The 19970-nt window shown below is 60.3% G+C and carries 17 protein-coding genes; 10 read left to right on the top strand and 7 right to left on the bottom strand.

Annotated elements, in window-relative coordinates:
* The first annotated feature begins 63 nt into the window (after positions 1–63).
* The 5 genes from ACM6IV_RS11780 (at position 64) to ACM6IV_RS11760 (ending at position 5490) form a co-directional block, all read left to right on the top strand.
* Entirely contained in the window at positions 64–1611 is a 1548-nt protein-coding gene (locus tag ACM6IV_RS11780; RefSeq protein ID WP_414870121.1) for an RNA-binding protein, read from the top strand.
* Between the two features lie 335 nt (positions 1612–1946).
* The gene (locus ACM6IV_RS11775; protein WP_414870120.1) at positions 1947–3173 is read left to right on the top strand and encodes an RtcB family protein; all 1227 of its coding nucleotides are present in this window, start codon (positions 1947–1949) and stop codon (positions 3171–3173) included.
* A 13-nt stretch (positions 3174–3186) separates the two neighbouring features.
* Entirely contained in the window at positions 3187–3975 is a 789-nt protein-coding gene (locus ACM6IV_RS11770) for a nucleotidyltransferase domain-containing protein (RefSeq protein WP_414870119.1), read from the top strand.
* An 8-nt stretch (positions 3976–3983) separates the two neighbouring features.
* Positions 3984–5009 carry an RNA 3'-terminal phosphate cyclase gene (gene rtcA / locus ACM6IV_RS11765; RefSeq protein ID WP_414870118.1) on the top strand — a complete coding sequence of 342 codons (1026 nt, stop codon included), beginning with the start codon at positions 3984–3986 and terminating at the stop codon, positions 5007–5009.
* Positions 5010–5160: 151 nt separating this feature from the next.
* On the top strand, positions 5161–5490 hold the full coding sequence (locus ACM6IV_RS11760; protein ID WP_158833032.1) for a hypothetical protein: 330 nt from the start codon (positions 5161–5163) through the stop codon (positions 5488–5490).
* Between the two features lie 57 nt (positions 5491–5547).
* Here the strand turns inward: ACM6IV_RS11760 and ACM6IV_RS11755 are convergent, their stop codons facing one another.
* Both ACM6IV_RS11755 and ACM6IV_RS11750 read right to left on the bottom strand, forming a co-directional pair.
* Positions 5548–5961, bottom strand: a complete 414-nt coding sequence (locus ACM6IV_RS11755) for a VOC family protein (protein ID WP_414870117.1) — start codon at positions 5959–5961, stop codon at positions 5548–5550.
* Between the two features lie 165 nt (positions 5962–6126).
* Positions 6127–6867, bottom strand: a complete 741-nt coding sequence (locus ACM6IV_RS11750; RefSeq protein WP_414870116.1) for a hypothetical protein — start codon at positions 6865–6867, stop codon at positions 6127–6129.
* Between ACM6IV_RS11750 and ACM6IV_RS11745 the strand changes: the two genes are divergently transcribed.
* Complete coding sequence (locus ACM6IV_RS11745; RefSeq protein WP_414870115.1) at positions 6845–8656, top strand: ABC transporter ATP-binding protein; 1812 nt, start codon at positions 6845–6847, stop codon at positions 8654–8656. The two genes, ACM6IV_RS11750 and ACM6IV_RS11745, sit on opposite strands and share 23 nt — an antisense overlap.
* Here the strand turns inward: ACM6IV_RS11745 and ACM6IV_RS11740 are convergent.
* The 3 genes from ACM6IV_RS11740 to ACM6IV_RS11730 form a co-directional block, all read right to left on the bottom strand.
* A complete protein-coding gene (locus ACM6IV_RS11740) occupies positions 8653–9597 on the bottom strand; it encodes an alpha/beta hydrolase (RefSeq protein ID WP_414870114.1) in 945 nt (314 codons plus the stop codon). The two genes, ACM6IV_RS11745 and ACM6IV_RS11740, sit on opposite strands and share 4 nt — an antisense overlap.
* Positions 9598–9709: 112 nt before the next feature.
* The gene (locus ACM6IV_RS11735) at positions 9710–10708 is read right to left on the bottom strand and encodes an NAD(P)H-quinone oxidoreductase (RefSeq protein ID WP_414870113.1); all 999 of its coding nucleotides are present in this window, start codon (positions 10706–10708) and stop codon (positions 9710–9712) included.
* Positions 10709–10769: 61 nt separating this feature from the next.
* Positions 10770–11969 (bottom strand): YbfB/YjiJ family MFS transporter, encoded by a 1200-nt coding sequence (locus ACM6IV_RS11730; RefSeq protein WP_414870112.1) that lies wholly within the window; start codon positions 11967–11969, stop codon positions 10770–10772.
* A gap of 112 nt (positions 11970–12081) precedes the next feature.
* Here ACM6IV_RS11730 and ACM6IV_RS11725 point away from each other — a divergent pair, with 112 nt between their 5' ends.
* A complete protein-coding gene (locus tag ACM6IV_RS11725) occupies positions 12082–12957 on the top strand; it encodes a LysR family transcriptional regulator (protein WP_414870111.1) in 876 nt (291 codons plus the stop codon).
* Between the two features lie 181 nt (positions 12958–13138).
* Complete coding sequence (locus tag ACM6IV_RS11720; RefSeq protein WP_414870110.1) at positions 13139–13603, top strand: hypothetical protein; 465 nt, start codon at positions 13139–13141, stop codon at positions 13601–13603.
* 48 nt (positions 13604–13651) lie between these two features.
* Here the strand turns inward: ACM6IV_RS11720 and ACM6IV_RS11715 are convergent, their stop codons facing one another.
* Positions 13652–14374 (bottom strand): pirin family protein, encoded by a 723-nt coding sequence (locus ACM6IV_RS11715; RefSeq protein ID WP_414870109.1) that lies wholly within the window; start codon positions 14372–14374, stop codon positions 13652–13654.
* A gap of 215 nt (positions 14375–14589) precedes the next feature.
* Here ACM6IV_RS11715 and ACM6IV_RS11710 point away from each other — a divergent pair, with 215 nt between their 5' ends.
* Entirely contained in the window at positions 14590–15540 is a 951-nt protein-coding gene (locus ACM6IV_RS11710) for a GlxA family transcriptional regulator (RefSeq protein WP_414870108.1), read from the top strand.
* A 90-nt stretch (positions 15541–15630) separates the two neighbouring features.
* Positions 15631–17088, top strand: a complete 1458-nt coding sequence (locus tag ACM6IV_RS11705; RefSeq protein ID WP_414870107.1) for an ATP-binding protein — start codon at positions 15631–15633, stop codon at positions 17086–17088.
* Here the strand turns inward: ACM6IV_RS11705 and ACM6IV_RS11700 are convergent.
* Positions 17065–19899 carry an ATP-binding protein gene (locus ACM6IV_RS11700; RefSeq protein WP_414870106.1) on the bottom strand — a complete coding sequence of 945 codons (2835 nt, stop codon included), beginning with the start codon at positions 19897–19899 and terminating at the stop codon, positions 17065–17067. The two genes, ACM6IV_RS11705 and ACM6IV_RS11700, sit on opposite strands and share 24 nt — an antisense overlap.
* Positions 19900–19970 lie beyond the last annotated feature (71 nt).

Here is a 19970-nt window from a genome sequence, read left to right as displayed (position 1 = left end):
AAAACTGGCACAGCCGCTGCAATACCTATCGCAACGAACAGGACAACACAGCGGGACGCCAAGATGGCCAACTCAAATCTCTTCAACACGCAATCGAATCACCTGCCGGCCTGCGACACCTTGAATGCTTCCGGTGCCAGCGCTTATGCCTACAGCCCGAAGCACCAACTGGCGCAATTGGCAGTGACTGGTTGCCTGAACCAGACCTTTTACGCCTCCGCAGAAAGTCAGTTGGATCAAGTGCTGAAGCTGGTGGCTGAACTGGACAGTCGTTTCGTGGCGAAAGCCGCGATCTACGCTCGCAAGAAGGGTCACATGAAAGACATGCCGGCATTGTTGCTGGCGGCATTGACCGCTCAGCGTTCAAGTCTGGTGCCAGAGGTTTTCGAGCAAGTCATCGACAGCGGCAAGATGCTGCGCAATTTTGTACAGATCCTCCGTAGCGGTGCCACCGGGCGCAAATCCCTTGGCTCGCAACCCAAGCGTCTGGTGCAGAACTGGTTGAACAGCGCGACCGAGCGGCAACTGCTGCAAGCGTCGATCGGCAATCAACCGTCGTTGGCGGACGTGGTGAAGATGGTTCACCCGAAACCTGCCGAAGCGTGGCGCGAAGCGTTTTTCGCCTGGTTGATTGGCAAACCGGTAGACGCAAAGGCCTTGCCGGAGCTGACCCGCGATTTGCTGGCGTTTCGCAGCGGCGCGAGTGATGACGTGCCGGCGGTGCCGTTTCAGTTACTCGGCAACGAAACACTGAGCAAGGAGCAATGGGCCAATCAAGCCTGCAACATGGGTTGGCAGGGACTGCGCATCAACCTCAACACATTGGCGCGCCACGGTGCATTTGAAGTGCCCGGTTGCATCGAATATGTCGCGGCGCGGTTGGCCGATCCACAGGAAGTGGCGAAGGCGCGGGTGTATCCGTACCAGTTGTTGTCGGCTTATCGGATGATGGGCGAAAACACCCCGGCAGCGATCCGCGACGCCTTGCAGGAGGCGCTGGAGTTGTCGCTGGCCAACGTGCCCAGGCTTGAGGGCGCGGTGGTGGTTTGCCCGGATGTGTCGGGTTCGATGGGCAGCCCGGTGACCGGTTATCGCCCGGGTGCGACCTCGCAGGTGCGCTGCATCGACGTGGCGGCGCTGGTCGCCGCAGCGGTATTGCGCAAACAGCCAGCAGCCCGGGTGATGCCGTTCGAGATCAACGTGGTGGGTATCCAGCTCAACCCGCGTGACAGTGTGATCAGTAACGCCGAGAAGCTCGCGGGAATATTTGGCGGCGGCACCAACTGCTCGGCACCGCTGAAGAAATTGGCGGACAGCAAGGCCAGGGTCGATACGTTGATCATGGTCTCGGACAACGAATCGTGGATCGATTCGCAGCGTTACGGCGCCAGCGAGACGATGCGCCAATGGGAGCGGATCAAGAAGCTCAACCCACAGGCACGGCTGGTGTGCATCGACATCCAGCCAGGCCATGCAACACAGGCGGCGGATCGCGATGACATCTTGAATGTCGGCGGTTTCAGCGATGCGGTGTTCGACGTGATCGAGCAGTTCACCAGCGGCCAATACAGTGCGCAGCACTGGGTCGAGGCGATCGAAAGCGCGTCATGAATTGATTGATCACCGGTGCTGAATGCCGATGGGACTACATCCAAGACGTCTCATCAAGCCCTTGTCAGCGCCAGTGACGGCACGAATGCCTGATGGCTGTACATCTTAGGCCGGTTAAGTCCGGAGCGCGGCAACGCGCAACAGTCATCAACTTTTGTCGTGCCACTTTTTTGCAGTTATTGGCAGCGAATGCGACAGGCACTACATCGGAACGCGGGTTCGACTCCCGCCCCGGCGACGGGGGCTCAACTGGTAGAGCCACAGTGTCTGGGTTTTTGTCGCTGCAACTTACAGAACAACGCCGAATCATCGGCCAATGAATAAAGAATGAAGATATGAAAGAACACACTTACCAATTGCTCGAAGTTGCCAACGGCAAACCGATCAAACTCTGGACCGAAGGCGTGCCCGTGGAAAATGAGGCTCGCGAGCAGTTGATGAATACCGCGAAAATGCCGTTCATCTTCAAACATCTGGCGGTCATGCCCGACGTACACCTGGGCAAGGGCTCGACCATCGGCAGCGTGATCCCAACGGTCGGCGCAATCATTCCGGCGGCGGTGGGCGTCGACATCGGTTGCGGCATGATCGCCGCGCGCACGTCACTGACGGCTGCCGATCTGCCGGACAACCTGCACGGGCTGCGCAGCGCTATCGAGCAAGCGGTGCCCCATGGCCGCAGTTCGACCCGTTCGCGACGCGACAAAGGCGCCTGGGATGAAATCCCGCAGCAAGCCGATCAGGCCTGGGCGGGGTTGCAGCCACGGTTCAAGTTGATCACCGACAAGTACCCGAAACTGGCCAACACCAACAACCGTGGGCACCTCGGTACGCTCGGCAGCGGTAACCACTTCATCGAAGTGTGCCTGGATGAAGCCAACCGGGTCTGGTTCATGTTGCACAGTGGCTCGCGTGGCGTCGGCAATGCCATCGGTAACCTGTTCATCCAGATGGCTCAGGCGGATATGCGTCAGCACATCGCCAATCTGCCGGATCGTGACCTGGCCTATTTCGAAGAAGGCAGCCAGCACTTTGATGATTATGTGGAAGCGGTGGGTTGGGCGCAGGACTTCGCCAAACAGAACCGTGAGCTGATGATGCGCGCGGTGATTCAGGCGACACGGCAGATTATCCGCAAGCCATTCGACGTGGCGCTGGAAGCGGTCAACTGCCACCACAACTACGTGCAGAAAGAGCGGCATTTTGGTGAAGAGGTGCTGGTCACGCGCAAAGGTGCGGTGTCGGCGAAGAAGGGCGAGCTGGGGATCATTCCAGGTTCGATGGGCGCCAAGAGTTTCATCGTCCGTGGCCTGGGCAACGAAGAATCCTTCAGTTCCTGCAGCCACGGCGCCGGCCGCACCATGAGTCGGACCAAGGCCAAGAATACGTTCACTGTCGAGGATCAGATTCGCGCCACGGCCCATGTGGAGTGCCGCAAGGACGCGGCGGTAATCGACGAGATTCCGATGGCCTACAAGGACATCGACAAAGTCATGCACGCCCAGCGTGAGCTGGTGGAAGTGCTGCACACCTTGCGACAGGTGGTGTGCGTCAAAGGATAAAGGAAAGCAAATCATGGAATTCGAAGAGCGTCACCCGCTGTGCAGCACGATGCGCGCGCGGGTGTTGGCAGAGCTGGCGCGGATAGAGCGCGAGCGCAATGTCAGGGTGTTGTATGCCTGTGAGTCCGGCAGTCGGGCCTGGGGTTTTGCCTCGACCGACAGCGATTACGACGTACGCTTCGTGTATGTGGAGAAGCCCGAATGGTTCGTTCAGGTTGATACGCCGCGTGATGTGATCGAGCGTCCGCTGGACGATGAGCTCGACGTCAGTGGCTGGGAACTGCGCAAGACCCTCGGGTTGTTGCGCAAATCCAATCCGACCTTGCTGGAGTGGCTCGACTCGCCGCTGGTTTACCGCAGCGAAGCCACGCAGGTGGCACAACTGCGCGAACTCGCCGAAGCGTTCTACAGCCCGCCAGCGGCGCGCAATCACTATCTGTCAATGGCAAGGAAGAACTTTCGCGATTACCTGCAAGGCGAGACTGTGCGTTTGAAGAAGTACTTCTACGTGCTGCGACCGTTACTGGCAGTGCGCTGGATCGATCAGGGACGAGGCCGGCCACCGATGACGTTCGCCGACCTCCTGACCACGGTCGACGACCGCGCGTTGCTCGATGAAGTCGCCGAACTGCTCGCCCTTAAACGCAATGCCGACGAGAGCGCCTACGGGCCTCGTCGTCCGGCGTTGCACGGCTTCATCGCGGCCGATCTTGAGCGAGAAGTGCCCACATTACTCAGAACTCAGGAAGACTCGCGACGTCTGGATCGGTACCTCAGGGAAACCGTCGGTTTGTACGCGTAAGGAATGCAATGAAACAGGAAGTGATAGAACTGGACGGCGCCATCGGTGGCGGCCAGGTGTTGCGCAGTGCCTTGAGCCTGTCGATGGTGACAGGCCGGGCGTTTCGCATTAAACAGATTCGGGCCAGGCGCAGCCGTCCGGGACTGCTGCGCCAACACTTGACCGCAGTAATGGCGGCGGCCGAGGTCTGTGGTGCAACGGTCTGCGGTGCACATCTGGGCTCGCAAGCCTTGAGTTTTGAACCCGGCGCGATTCGCGCCGGCGATTACCAGTTCGCCATCGGCACGGCCGGCAGTTGCACGCTGGTGTTGCAGACATTGTTGCCAGCACTGCTACGGGCACCACAGGCGAGTCGGCTGCGGATTTCCGGTGGCACGCATAACCCGCTGGCGCCGCCGACCGATTTCCTCTCGCGCAGTTGGCTGCCGCTGCTGCGGCGTATGGGCGCCAACGTGGAGCTGGAATTGGTGCGCCATGGTTTTGTCCCGGCTGGCGGTGGCGAGATTGAGGTGAAAGTTCAGCCGGCGAACCTGACGCGACTCGACCTGTGTGACCGTGGCGAAGCGATTGCCCAAAGCGCGTCAGCGCTGACCGCCGGGCTGGCACCGACGGTTGCCGAACGTGAGTTGAGCCAGGTAGCCAAGCGTTTGAATCTGCTGCCTGCGGCGCTGCAACATGTCACGCTCGATCCGGCACGGGGGCCGGGCAATGTGTTGTTGCTGGAGTACGCATTCGAGTACGTCACCGAAGTGTTCAGCGCGTTTGGCCAAGTGTCCCTACGGGCAGAAAAAGTAGCCGATGCCGCGATCAATCAGGCCACCGACTGGTTGCGCAGTGGTGCTGCGGTGGCCGAGCACCTTGCCGATCAGTTGCTGTTGCCAATGGCGCTGGCCGGTGGTGGCTCGTTCACCACGCCGCGCATGACCGAGCATCTGCACAGCAATATCGCGGTAATAAAGTTGTTTTTACCGGTTCGCATTGATTGTCGGGAAGAGGGTACTGATCGTTTGCGCGTTGAGGTCAGCGCCAACTGATCGTCAGGCCGAGGGCGGTGGGATTTCATCAGGAAATCCCACCGCCCTTTTTTACATCCGTAAAAAACTCGTGAAAGGCGGCAAATTGCTGGCCCCCGGACGTTCGCTTCCCCGGCAAAATCGCCTTTTTTCAAAAGGTTAGGTGGGCTATATGCGGACGATTGTCATCACCGTTGCAACGCTTTCCCTGGCTGTCCTCGCCACCGGAGTGCAGGCGAAAGAATTAAGCAAAAGCCATCGCTTCGCCTGCACCTGGGGCTCGGATATCGCTGCCGGTGCCCAGCAATCGAAGCTGTCTGGCGTCTCGCTGTATGGCGCGCGCAAACAATTGCAGGTGCGACGATTCCAGCAACCGTGGATGCGCATGACCGCGATGGGAATTATCGAGCAAACCTACAACAGCACATCGAAGCTCAAGCCGGCGGCGGTCAAACAGACCTATTACGAACAATGCGTACGTCACGAATTGGCCCAGCGCTGAAGGAAAAAGCCCAACCTTAACCGGTTGGGCTTTTTCATGGCTGACGAAATCTCGGCGTCACTTATCGCTTTCGCAATTGACCATCCACGACACGCCAAAACGATCGACCAGCATGCCGAAACGTGCCGCCCAGAATGTCGCTTCCAGCGGCATCTCGATGCGTCCGTCCGTGGCCAATGCGTTGAACACGCGCTCGGCTTCGGCAATGCTGTCGACGTTCAGCGAAATCGAGCAGCCGCTCATGCCCTGAGTCGGGCGGTCGGGTGTGGTGTCCGAGGCCATGATCATCTGATCACCGACCTTCAGGCAGGTGTGAATGATCAGACTGTGGTGTTCTTTGGGCACGTGTTCGGCGGCGGGCGTTTCGCCGAACGTCATCATCGCTTCGAGCTTTCCTTGCAAGGCTTGCTCGTAAAAGGTGAAGGCCTCGCGGCAATCACCGTTGAAGATCAGGTACGGGTCGATTCTCATGTCTCTGCTCCCGGCAGTCAGGCGCGGAGCGTGGCGGTTGCTCGCCGGGTTCCGCGTTGGGCGGTTAAAACATTAGCAGAGGGTTGGACGCTGGAGAGGGCAGAGTCTCCCAGATGTTTTTGTTCTGAAAAACGCCCGACTTATCACGGTCATCCAGCGCGCTACTCAGTCGACAATAACGGGTTCGTCGTCGTCCCCCAGGCACACTGATAACTGCTGGCCGTCTTTGCTGAACGCGCAGTGGGGCAGCGATAGTTGCTTGCTGATGTAGGCAGGCACGCCGATAAAAACAATGGCTATCAGAATGGCCAACAGGGATCTGCCCAGCATTGCCCATCCGGATGCTGTGCGTGTTTTCTTCAGTTTCGAACGCAGAAACAAGCCAAGCCCGAGAAAAACTGCACCGATCAACATGGCGCTGCCGAGTTCGTGAGGGCTGATGCTGTAGATCCGTTGTTCCGCATCGTCTGGATAGTTGAGCTGCCACCAGCCGCCAATCAGCAAAGGCAGAAGCCCGGCAACGATGCAGGCATGGCACGATCCCGGCATACGCACCAACAAGGCCAGCAGCAATGCCACAGTGGCTGCGATCCAGCCGCTGGCGAACATTTGTCCGCCCATGCCACCCATGAAAGTGCCACCGACGTCGATCGGGGTGAGCAGATACCAGTCATAAAATGCGATGTGCGCCAGCAGCGACAAAACGGCCAGCCAGCAAATCGGGTAGTAACTCCATCGGGCATTGGAACGGGTCAACACACTGAGTCCTTTTCGTGTTGTCGGGAGGGGCGCCAGTATGCCGAGGAACGCTTGCCGTGTGAAATTCCGTGGTGGCGCTGGAGTACCATGACGCACCGTCATCGCCAGCAGAGTCCAATGCCCCATGCCTGATTTATCGCGTTTCACCTCCTTGTTCGACCAGGCGCAGCGAGCCTTGCGGTTGGTCTGGGGGACATCGCGTGGCTTGTTTCTGGGGCTGGTGCTGGCAACGTTGGTGGCCGGTTTGCTCCCTGCACTGGCGGCATGGTTGGGGCAACGGATTGTCGATGCAGTGGTGGCAGCGATGCAGTTGCACGCACAGCAAGGCAGTGCGCCGTTGTGGCCCGTGTTGCGTTATGTGTTGTTGGAGGCCGGGGTGTTGGCGCTGTTGTCCGGCACGCAACGGGCACTGTCGGTGCAGCAGTCGCTCCTGCGCGTGCAACTGGGGCAGAAGGTCAATACGCTGATTTTGCAGAAAGCGCAGACCCTGTCTCTGGTGCAGTTCGAGAACTCCGAGTTCTACGACAAACTGGTGCGTGTGCGTCGCGAGGCTTCGACGCGGCCACTGGCGCTGGTCATGAAGTCATTGGGCTTGATTCAAAACCTGATCATGCTGATCAGCTTTGGTGTGCTGCTGGTGCACTTTTCCCCTTGGGCGTTGGTGCTGTTAGTGGTCGGTGCGTTGCCGGTGTTCTTTGCCGAGGCGCATTTTTCCGGTGACGCCTTTCGGTTGTTTACCCGCCGCGCGCCGGAGAGTCGGCAGCAGAATTACATCGAAACCTTGCTGTCCCACGAAACGTATATCAAAGAGGTCAAGCTGTTCGGCTTTGCACCGCTGTTGCTGCAACGCTACCGCGACACCTTCGCCAGGCTGTATGCCGAAGACCGACGCCTGACACTGCGGCGCGATGGTTGGGGTTTCGGCCTCGGCCTGCTCGGTACCGCGGCTTTTTACGCGGCCTATGCCTGGGTGGTGATCGATGCTGTGCATGGTCAGATCAGCCTCGGCCAGATGACCATGTATCTGGTGCTGTTCAAGCAGGGTCAGAGCGCGGTCAGCAGCAGTCTGAGTGCGATCAGCGGCCTGTACGAAGATGGCCTCTACTTGACGAGTCTGTATGAATACCTGGCCGAACCGGTTCAGGTCGATACTGGCCACCTCACGGTTGGCGTCTGCCCCGGTGATGGTTTGCGTTTCGAAAACGTCGGGTTCCGTTATCCCGGTGCCAGCCGGCCAGCGCTGGAAAACATCGACCTGCAACTGCTGCCAGGCAAGAGCGTGGCGTTGGTCGGGGAGAACGGTTCAGGCAAGACCACGCTGATCAAACTGTTGACCCGGCTCTATCGCCCCGATCAAGGGCGCATCCTGCTCGACGGCAGCGATCTGCAGGATTGGCAGGAGACCGCGTTACGTCGGCGTATCGGCGTGATTTTTCAGGACTACATCCGCTACCAGTTCAGCGTCGGAGAAAACATTGGTGTCGGCGATACCCTGGCGTTCAACGACCGGCAGCGGTGGCAGGAGGCCGCTGCTCAAGGCATGGCGGCACCCTTCATTGAAGGACTCGACAAGGGCTATGCCACGCAGTTGGGACGCTGGTTCGCCGGTGGCCAGGAGTTATCGGGCGGGCAGTGGCAGAAGATTGCCTTGTCCCGCGCGTACATGCGCCGTGATGCCGACATTCTGATCCTCGATGAGCCGACTTCCGCCCTTGATCCGGCGGCCGAAGCGGCGGTGTTTGAGCATTTCAGTCAGCACAGCGAAGGCCGCATGACGTTGCTGATTTCCCACCGTTTTTCCAGCGTGCGCAATGCCGACCACATCATCGTGCTGCAACAAGGCCGGATTCTGGAGCAGGGCGGCCACGATCAATTGATCGCGGCTGCCGGGCATTACGCGCAATTGTTCGATTTGCAGGCTCGCGGCTACCGTTAAGTGTCCTGCCCGCTACGCCCGGTAGCCGGGCCGGCTATCCGAGGCGCTGGCTTGCTCTGCATCAGGCTGTCGAGCGCCTTGCGGTAACTCTGCCCGCCAAGCGCCATGCTGTTGTTATGCGTCGCGCCCGGGACCAGCAACAAACGCTTGGGTTGTTGCGCGGCGTTGAACAGCTGTTCGCTGAAGCGCGGCGGCACGAATGCGTCGGCCAAACCGTGGACCACCAGCAGCGGCATGTGGATATCAGCGATCTTGTCGATCGAATCGAATTTTTGCGACAGCAGCCAGCGTACCGGCAGCGAAGTGTCGGCCACGGACGCGGCGACATCCGCCAGCGTGGTGAAGGTGGACTCGATCACCAGTCCGCGCACCGGCAGTGCGGAATGATCGCGGGCGGCGGTTTGCCCGAGTTCCGCCGCCAGATCGATCGCTACGGCGCCACCGAGGGAATGCCCGTAGATCAGGCGTTTGGCCGGGTCTGGTTGCAGCAGCTTGAAGCGCTCCCACGCCACGCGCGCATCTTCGTAAACGCTGCTTTCTGACGGTAAATCACCTTTGCTCTGACCGAATCCGCGGTAGTCGATGGCCAGCACCGAATAGCCCGCGGCGCGCAGTTGCTCGATACGGAATAACTGCCCGGTGAGGTTCCAGCGCACGCCATGCAGATAGAGAATGGCCGGCGCATTGGCTTTTTCCGCCGGCCACCACCAGGCATGAATGTTTTCCCCGGCCTTGAAGCTTTTCGGTTGCAGGTCAAGTTCCTGCACGCTGCCGGGCAAGCCGTGATACCAGCCGGCAGTGCCCGGTTCGATGCGAAACAGCAGTTTGCGTTCGGTGTGTTCGAGCACGGCACAACTGGTCGGCACGCCGATAATCAGCGCGGCCATGCAGGCGAACGCCAAACGGCGGCGGCGCAGACGCGTCATGAAGGACAGGAACATTAACCGTTTCACCCAGGCGCAGACAAAGAAGGCTTTTTACCAGATGCCTCGGTCTGCGCGTGAGTTTTTCGACCACTGCCCCGGTGCAACGATTACCAAATGCTGCAAAGGCTCATACGACCTGCAACACGATTTTGCCGATATGGTCGCCAGCCTCCATGTGCGCGTGAGCCTGGGCGGCGTCGGCGAGAGGGAAGACCTTGTCGATCATCGGCAGGCAGCGCCCGGCAGTGAGCGCCGGCCATACGTGTTCACGCAGTTGATCGGCGATCGCGGCTTTTTCGGCAGCGGTGCGGGCGCGCAACAGGGAGCCGGTGATCACTGCGCGTTTAGCCATCATGGCCAGCAGATCAAAATCGTTGGCCCGCGCGCCGCCGAGGAAGCCGAGCATGACCAGACGGCCATCCATCGCCAGGGCGCTGACGTTATCGTTGAGGTACGAGCCGCCCATGATGTCGAGGATGACATTGACGCCCTGGCCTGCGGTTTTATCGGCGATCGCCTCAGCAAAGTTCTCAACACGATAATTAATCGCTTGACCACCCAAATCGCGAATCGCTGCGCATTTGTCCGGGCTGCCGGCGGTGGCAAACGCTTCTATACCGAACTCTCGGCACAGCATCAGTGCGGTGGTGCCGATGCCGCTGGTGCCACCGTGAATCAACGCGCGCTGACCACGGCTGGCGCCACCGAGGCCGAACAGGTTGGCCCACACGGTAAAGAAGGTTTCCGGAATCGCGGCGGCGTGGACCCAGTCCAGACCGTCGGGAATCGGCAAGGTCTGGCCGGCCGGGACGGCGCAGTATTCGGCATAACCGCCGCCGTTGGTCAGCGCGCAGACTTTGTCGCCCACCGCGAACTGACTGACCCCGGCGCCCAGTGCCACGATTTCGCCGGCGACCTCCAGCCCGGGGATCGGGTTCATGCCGGGCTTCATCGGATATTTGCCGGCACGCTGCAAGGCGTCCGGCCGGTTGATGCCGGCGGCTTGGACGCGGATCAGTACCTCGCCTTGTGCGGCGACCGGAAGCGCCACGCGTTTGGGTTGCAAGACGTCGGGGCCACCGGGTTCGGTGATTTCGATACGGGTCATTTCGCTCGGCAGGGACATACGGGTTCCTCTGATTTCAGGTTGTGTAAGTGGGAGCGTGCGGCGCAAGCAATGATTCCCTTCAATTTGCGCAGCAGCGCGGTTCGTCAGGGACAGGCAGCCATTTCATGGCTTGCTCCAGCAGCAGCGCCACGACGATCGCGCCAGCGGCGATGACGAACAACAATGCGTGCTGACCGCCGCTGGCATTGAACAGCGCTGAATAGGCAAACCCGGCCAGCGCCTGAAAGGTCGCGAACGACACCGTGGCACGACTCCAGGCGATTTGCTGGCGATGGTGCTCCGGCACCAGCTCATGCACCCGAGCCAGGGCGAGCGGCACGATGCCGGGCGGAAATGAACCGAGAATTACCGCGAGCAGCGCCAGGGCCAGCAACGAGTGGGACATCGCCAGCAAGCCAAGGGCAATTGCCTGCACCACCAGCACCAGGCGAATACCGGACCGCGCGCCAAGTTGATCGGCAAGAAAGCCGTAACTCACCGGGCCGACAATCGCGCCCAAACCATACATCACCCAGATCAGCGCGCCGACATGCGCCCCGGCGCCGAGTCCACGCGCCACGTAATCCACCAGAAACACCATCGCAGGAACCAGGCCAGCGGCCATGAAGGCGTATTGGGCGAACAGTAAATACACACCGCGCGGCGTCGCTTCAGCAGGCACCTGTTTAGGCGCAGCCTGCGGGTGTGGGAAATCAGACGGCCAACCGAACCAGCTCAGCGTCGTCAGCAACAAGGCCAAAGCCCCCAGGCCCAACCATGTCGCTTGCAGACCGAGGCTCAGAAGCGGTGGCACCAGTGTGCCCGAACCGGCAATGCCGAGACCGATGCCGAGAAAGATTGCGCCACTGGCCAGACCTTTACGCGCCGCCGGGACATGCGGCAATACCGTCGCGGCCACCAGCACCATGATCGCGCCACCGGCAATTCCCGACAGCAGCCGCCAGCCAAAGAACCAGCTCACCGACAACGGAAACGCGCAGGCAAAAAACGCCGCTGTGACCACCAGCATCATCAGCCGCAAGGCATTTTTATTGCCGAGCTGGCGTGCTGTCGGCCGGCCGAGCAGGGCGCCGATCAGATAGCCCACCAGATTGGCGGCGCCGAGGTAGACCACATCATTGGCGCTGAACCACTGCGCCTCAATCAGCGAAGGGATCAATGGGGTGTAAGCGAAACGCGCCAGCCCGATGCTGACCAGGCTGGCGCAGAGGCCGGCGAAGATCGGCAGCCAGATACCGGTGGATGTTGATGTACGCATGATAGCGATCTCGCAGAAGGTTTATGGCGCCCAGCATATCGGCTATCGTTGCTGCGTTAATGCAGCGATTAAGCGGCGCTTTGATGCGAATTTGCATCACAAGGGAGGCAGCATGAATTGGGATGACGCACGGGTGTTTTTAGCCGTTTGCCGCGAGTCGACGCTGCGCGGCGCAGCACGGGTTTTAGGGGTGGATCAGGCCACCGTCGGGCGACGGATCACAGCGCTGGAAAAGTCCCTGAGCGCAACATTGTTCCTGCGCACCTCCGACGGCTACGCGTTGACCGCTGTCGGTGAGGCGGCGCTCAAGAGTGTGGAGAAAATGGAGCATTCGGCACTGGAGCTGGAGCGGCAGATCCAGGGCCTTGATGATCGCCTGACCGGCACGGTGCGCGTCAGTACCACCGATTCGCTGGCCATCGACTTTTTGATCCCGGCCATCGCTCGTTTGCACGAACAGCACCCGGACGTACGAGTGCAACTGGATGCGTCCACGCAGATCCTCAGCCTGGCCAAGCGCGAGGCGGATATCGCCGTGCGCAACACGCGTCCGGACAACCCTGACCTGATCGCCCGGCGCATTGCCCGATGGCCGGTGGGGCTTTTTGCTTCCCAAGCTTATATCGATGCTAATGGCGCGCCGCAGCCCGACACGGCATTCGAGGGGCATGATCTGGTGGTCTATCAACCGTATTTGCAAAGCAAAAAGGACCTGACGCTGGTATCGGAGCCGTTGAGTCGCGGCCGCATCGTTGCCAGCCTCAGTTCCAGCCTGCTGGTGCGCCGTTCGATTGCAGCAGGGCTGGGTGTGGGAGAAATCCCGGTGTACATGGGCGAGCGCGATGGTCTGGTCAGGCTCTGGCCGGATCGCACTCGACCCCTACCTTACGACGTGTGGTTAGTGACCCACGCGGACCTGCGGCATACCGCGCGGGTGAGGGCGGTGATCGAGCAGATTGTCGACGTGTTCGCATCGGAGAATGACTAGGCAGACATTCTTTTTGCAGGGCTACAACCTCTGACGAAACGGCCTACACCAGAGGCAGAATCTCCCGGCTTGTCGGCATACTTGATGGGGCCTATTGTTTTCGTCAGCTCGGTGAAGGACGTCAGGTTTTCACTGATGTTAATACCAGGGACGGTAGGGGCAGAGCCAGGAAGGTGTCGAGTTGAAAACCACGGAATTCAGTCAAAATCCAGTCAGTGATCTGTCGAGTAAAAGTCGGAATGCCAAAGCCATGAACGCTATAAGTCGTGAAGAGTTCAATGCCAGGATCGAAACCATCGAGACCAGGATGGACGCTCGGGTCGAGGGTGTGTCGGCGAGAATCGATGCTTACCTGTTGACTCAGGCGGAGAGGGATAAACGATACGATCTGATGTGGGACGGTGTACAACGAATGGCCGAAGAATCAAAAGAAGCCATCAAACATGCCTCGACAATAAAGGCGCATTACTGGGCGACGACCGCCGTCCATTTTCTCGGAATGATCACCGTCGTCGTGGGGGCGCACTTCGCCAATCAAGCAGCGGTGTTAACCACTTTGCAGACGACACTCGCTGCAATCCAGATAGGCAAGGATATAAGCGCGCCAAGGCCGGCCTCGCCACAAGCGCCCGAATATCCACAATAGAAAACGGCCTTCAAGGAAGGCCGTTTTCGTAAGCATTGAAACACCGCGTCATGGCATCTCTGGCAACTCCTGCGGCCGCAAGTCGAACACCAGCACCTCGGCATCGACCCCGTTGCTCAAGGTCAGCAGCTGTTCCTCGCGAACCCGCACGCCGTCACCTTCCTGCAATGGTTGGCCATTGAGTTCAACACTGCCGCGTGCAACGTGCACATAGGCGTAGCGGTTGGCCGGCAGTTGCAGTGTCGCGCTTTCCTTGCCGTCGAACAGCCCGGCGAAGACGCGCGCATCCTGGCGCACTTTCAGCGAACCGTCGTTGCCGTCCGGCGAAATGATCAATTGCAGACGACCGCGTTTTTTCCCGGCGCTGAAATGCTCCTGTTGATAGCGCGGTTTGGCACCGCTGACATCCGGCACGATCCAGATCTGCAGGAAGTGCACCGGCTTGGTCGCCGAATGGTTGAACTCGCTGTGCGCTACGCCGCTGCCGGCGCTCATCAACTGCACATCGCCCGGGCGAATGACCGAACCGGTGCCTAGCGTGTCCTTGTGTTCCAGTGCGCCTTCCAGCACGTAGGAAAAAATCTCCATGTCGCGATGCGGGTGCTGGCCGAAGCCTTTACCGGCGGCAACGCGGTCGTCGTTAATGACCAGCAGGTCGGAAAAACCCTGCTCACGAGGGTTGCGATAGCTGGCGAAGGAAAAGGTGTGAAAGGACTTCAACCAGCCATGATTGGCGAGGCCGCGATCGGAGGCTTTGCGAAGGGTCAGCATGAGGAAATCTCCTTGCGGGACGTGAATTCGTCCGAGTGAGGAGAAGGTTACTGTTTACTGGATTACGCAATAAGTAGATGAGAACTGAAAGACTGTCCCTTTCAGGTTGACAGTTTTGCGATAGCCTTCACACAAAACTTTTGCGCTCAAACGGCTGCAGTTGGCCATAATGTCTCGTCTGTATCCTGTCTTCCTGATTTAAGTGATGTCTTCCCATGAAAACCGTGGCTATGGTGTTGTTTCCCGACTTTCTGCTGCTCGACATAGCCGGGCCATTGGAGGTTTTTTCGGTTGCCAATCGCTACCTGAAACCCGATGCGCATTATCAATTGATCACGCTGGGTATTGAGGCAGGACCGCTTCGGGCTTCCAACGGCGTGTACGTGCAGGCCGACCGGACTATCGAAGACGACACCGAAGCCTATGATCTGCTGTTGGTGCCGGGAGGCCCCGGTGCCTATAACCAACAGTTTCCGTCGTTGTTCGCTTGGCTCAAAGACGCCGTCCAGCGCGTCGAGTACTACGGATCCATCTGCACCGGCGCCTTTGTGCTGGGACATGCCGGGTTGCTTGACGGTTACCAGGTAACCACGCACTGGAACTACACCGAGCGCCTGATCAAGAGATTCCCGAAAGCCCATGTCACGACCGATCAGATTTATGTCGAGGATCGCAACCTGATCACCTCGGGAGGCGTTACGGCGGGGATCGACATGGCGCTGGCGGTGGTCGCCCGCGATCACGGTAAGAAGCTCGCCCAGGATGTTGCCAAAGTCCTGCTGGTGGTGATGAAGCGGCAGGGCGGGCAGGCGCAGTTCAGTCCACTGATGGCTGCGGTGGCACCGCAGGAAACGCCGATCACCCGTGCGCAGAGCTACGTGCTGGAGCATCTCGACGAAGCCTTCACGGTTGAACGCATGGCGGCGATTGCCAATATGAGTGCGCGGCACTTCGCGCGAGTGTTCACCCGCGACATCCACATGACGCCGATGGAGTTTCTGCAGAGTGCACGCATCGACTGCGCGCGAAACCTGCTGGAAACCAGTGATCTGCCGCTTAAAACCGTGGCTTACAAAAGTGGATTCGGCAGTGTGCGGCATATGCGTTCGCTGTTCGTTGAAAAGCTCGGCCTGACCCCCGTGCAATACCGCGAACAGTTCAGCTAGAGCGTGGGTGTCCGTCTGGCGCACCCGTATGTCCGTGCTGCGCCTCGTGTAGCGGTTGTCGCGTCATCTGAGCCTGCCAAGATAGTTGGCATGGATAGCCTCATCGATTTGAACACGGCGTCAGTGCTGCATTTCGGCCCTTACGCCTTCCACCTGCGCCAACGGCTGATACTCGACGGAGATCGGCCCTTGCGCATGGGCGGGCGTGCGCTGGACATTTTGCAGGTGCTGCTCGAGCGAGCCGGGCGAGTGGTCAGCAAGGAGCAATTGATCGCCCTGGTGTGGCCGACGTCGGTGGTTGAGGAGATCAACTTGCGCGTGCACATCGCCGCACTCCGGCGCGCTTTGGGCGACGGCGAAAACGGTCAGCGCTACATCGTTAACGTGCCGCAATGCGGTTACAGCTTTATCGCCCCGGTGCGCTGCGACAGGATCGCGCACGTGGTCTTCGAGGGCTTGCAACCCCTTCAACATAATTTGCCGGCGCGATTGACCCCGGTCGCCGGACGCGACGCGCTGGTCGGCGGGCTGGTGCGGCAAATGCCGTTGTGTCGGCTGATGACCGTCACGGGCGCGGCCGGGGTGGGTAAATCCACTGTCGCGTTGCGGGTCGCAGAACTGCTGCTGCAGTACTACAGAGACGGCGTGTGGCAGATCGATCTGAGCTTGATCGACGATGACACACCGCTGCTCGATCAGGTGCTGCGCACCTTCGCAAGCGATTTGCCCGGTTTGGCGAGGCGCCATGCGTTGCTGCTACTGGATAACTGTGACCACCGTCGCGACGCTTGCAGAGCAGCCATCGAAAGGTTGCTCGACGCCGCTCCTCGGCTGTCGATTCTCGCCACCAGCCGCGAGGCCCTGGACGTCAGTCCGGAAACCCTTCAGTACGTGCCACCGCTGACACTGCCGAAACGCTCGGCAGGCGCTTGCATCATTGAAGCCATGGGGCATTCTGCGGTGCAGTTGTTTGTCAGTCGTGCGCGGGCGCGACAGCACGATTTCCGCTTGCGCGAGCAGGATGTCAAAACCGTCCTGGAGATCTGCCGCCAACTCGACGGTTTACCGCTGGCGATCGAACTGGCGACGGCGCAGATCGACGCGCTGGCGTTGGTAGGCCTGCAGGCGCAAATGGCCAATGGTCTGCACGTGCTCAGCCATGGCCGGCGCACCGCTGTGGCGCGGCACCAATCGATGCAGGCAGCACTCGACTGGAGCTATCAACGCTTGAGCGAGCAGGAACAACGCGCGCTGCAGCGCTTATCCGTGTTCAAAATGGCGTTCACCCTGGAGGCGGCGCTGGCGGTGATCAGTTGTCCGCAGCTGACTTCGTCACGGCTTGCCGCGATCATTGAAGGCCTGGCGCGCAAGTCACTGTTGGTGCTGGAGCGGGGCGGCAGTGCCGGCCGATACCGCATGCTCAACACCACTCGCAGCCATGCCCGCGAGCAACTTGAGCGTAGCGGTGAAGGGATTGATCTTGAGCGTCGGCATAAGCATTACATCGACCGGATTCGCCCGGCCTCAGGCGTGCACGTGCTCGCGTAACGCGTCGATCAGCAGGCGCACCTTGCGCAAGTCCGGAGTTGCATAGCCCTCGGTGAAGCGCTGATAGATCGGTGTGAGCAAATCCAGCGCCTCGCGGCAGCGCGATGTGCGCTGCCAGAGTTGCGCAAGTGATGTGGCGCTGCGCAGTTCCCAGGCGAGCGCGCCTTGGGTACGAGCGATGGTCAGGGATTGTTGCAGGCGTGCTTCGGCTTCCTTGAGGGTCTCATCGCGAGCCTGCTCGCGAAGAGGCCCGCCCAGACAAACCGTCTCACTATTCAGTAGCGTGTCCGCCCGAGCGCGCAGAATCTCCGCCGTGCTCCATCCCGCCTCACCACTCAGCGCTCGCTCAAACAGGGCGTCATCCACAAAACGGCCATCGAGCGTCACCATGATTTCCCGAATCAGCCCGCTGCTGTCCTCCGGCACGGGCGTACGGGTTGGCACATCGATCACCTGCGCATAGTGCCGCGCCCAGTTGTTGAACAGCAGCACCGAATGCTTCTGCGATTGCTCCAGTAACAGTTGCAGCAGCGCCCGGGCGTTCTGCTGATCGCCGTTGTAATGAGCGATCGGACAACTGGCCAGCGCCAGGGTGTAGCAAATCGAGGTGCCATGGTTGATCTGCACGGCAATGTCCAGTGCCAGCCGCGCCGTCTGCCACGCTTGTTCCGGCAATCCCTGCACCCACAGCACCCGTGCCATTATCGTCAGCGACGCGACACTCTGATCGTATTGCACGCCAAAACCGTGGGTGAAGCGGTTGACGTGACCGCTGTGCGCCATGCGCTGCAGCACCTGTTCGGCATGCATGCGTGCCTGCGGCTGGTCGCCGGCATAGTGCAGGGCCAGGACCCGTAAACGGTGGGTGCTCAGTGACAACTGTGGGTCACCGTGCAGACCGAGGCGGTCGAACAGCTCGCTCTGGGCCAGCGCCATGCGGTAGTGCCCACAACTGAGGTTGACCGCCATGTGTCCGGACACCGCGCGCAATTGCCCGGCGACGTCGTCGTGTGCCTGAGCCAGCTGGCGAGCCTCGTCGAACGCTTGAATGGTTTCCGGGGTGCCTCCCCACGTGTGATAGCAGGCACTGCCGAGGGCCAGTTTCAGGGCGATTTTCAGGCGCGGGCAAGGCTCTTTGAGTTCGTCGAACAGGCTCAGCGCTCGCCGCACATAACCGCCGTACTCTTTGAGCAACGACAGTTCTTGCCACAAAGGTGCCGACGCGGCCGCCAGGCGAATCCCCAAGCCACCCGAGACGACCCCTTTCAAGCTCCAGTCCAGCGCCGCACGCAGATCTTCCAGGGCACGGCCATAGCGCTCGATCCACAACGCCGTCGGGGTCATTTCCCAATCGCTTTGCGCCTGCTGCATCAAGGCCAGGCAGCGTTCGGCATGCCGTTCGCGGGTTTCCTCGCATTCGCCGGCGTGCTCAAGTTTTTCCAGGGCGTAACGACGGGTTGTGTCGAGCAGGCGATAGAACACCTCTTCGTCACCGACCTCGACGCTGAGCAAAGACTTGGCCACCAGTTGGGTGATCGACACAAACACCACGCCGGGGTCGATCTGTTGGCCGACGATCACCGCCGCCGCTGACTCCAGAGTAAAACCACCGCAAAACACCCCCAGGCGGCGCAGGCAGGTTTGCTCACAACGATCGAGCAGGTTGAAACTCCAGTCCAGCGTGGCGCGCAAGGTGAGGTGGCGCTCAAGACTGTTTTGATTACCCGCCGTCAGCGGTGGCAAACGACCCTGCAATTGGCTGAGCAAACCCTCCAGGCCCAGTTCGGCGACCTGAGCGGCTGCCAGTTCCAGCGCCAGGGGAATACCGTCGAGTCGGTGGCAGATCTCGATCGCTTGCGGCAACTGCGCGTCGCTCAGTTCGAAGCTTTCCTGCACGGCCGTGGCGCGTTCGATGAACAGTTGCAGCGCCGAATAATCGAGCACCTGCTGACGATTCAATGTCGCGCTCATCGACGGATATACAAGGGAGTCCAGGCGCTGCACAAATTCGCCTTCGGCCCGCAGACTCTCGCGGCTGGTGGCGAGGATATGCACCTTCGGCGCCCCGCGCAGAATGCTTTCGCTGAGCGCCGCAACGGCATCGATCAGGTGCTCGCAGTTGTCGAGCAGCAACAGCATCTGCCGCTGTTGCAGGCCATTGACCAGCGCCGTCAGCGGATCGCCGTCGAGGAGAGCCAGATCGAGCTGGGTGGCCAGGTGCGAGCAAATCAGTCGGGGATCGTTCAGCGGTGCCAGATCCACCAGTCGAATGCCATCGCGGTAATGTCCGATCAGTTGCTCGGCCACGCGCAAGGCCACCGTGGTCTTGCCGATTCCGCCGGGGCCGACCAGGGTAATGCAGCGTTGGCGCGGCAACTGCGTCATCAGGCTATCGACGAGCGCCTGGCGGCCGATCATGCGCGTGCGCCGCAAGGGCAAATTGTGCCGGCCGCCAGCTTCGCCCACAGGACGTTTCTCCATGGATTGCGGTAAAACCGGGGCGACGAAACTGTAACCCCGTTGCGCCACGGTGATGATGTAACGCTGGCCGGCCTGACCGTCACCGAGGGCTTTGCGCAGCGCCGCCATGTGCACCCGCAGGTTGATGTCCTCGACCACGCTGTCCGGCCAGACCCCGGCCATCAATTGCTGTTTGCTCACCACTTCGCCGGCATGGGCCAGCAGAATCAGGAGGATGTCCATCGCCCGTCGGCCCAGGCGCAACGGCTGCTCGCCTTCGAGCACCAGGCGTTGCCCGGGATGAATCCGATAGGGGCCAAAACCGAGGGCCTGATTCGGGGAAAGACTCAACAGCTCACTCCTGCGGTGCTGCGGCGGACAGAACGGAGTAGGGCCGGGCGCGTGCGCAGCCTCTAATCCGG

This window comes from Pseudomonas sp. IT-347P, assembly GCF_949768005.1.
Lineage (GTDB): Bacteria > Pseudomonadota > Gammaproteobacteria > Pseudomonadales > Pseudomonadaceae > Aquipseudomonas.
The sequence above is the reverse complement of the archived record's forward strand: the minus strand, read 5'-3'. Positions and strand labels throughout refer to the sequence as shown.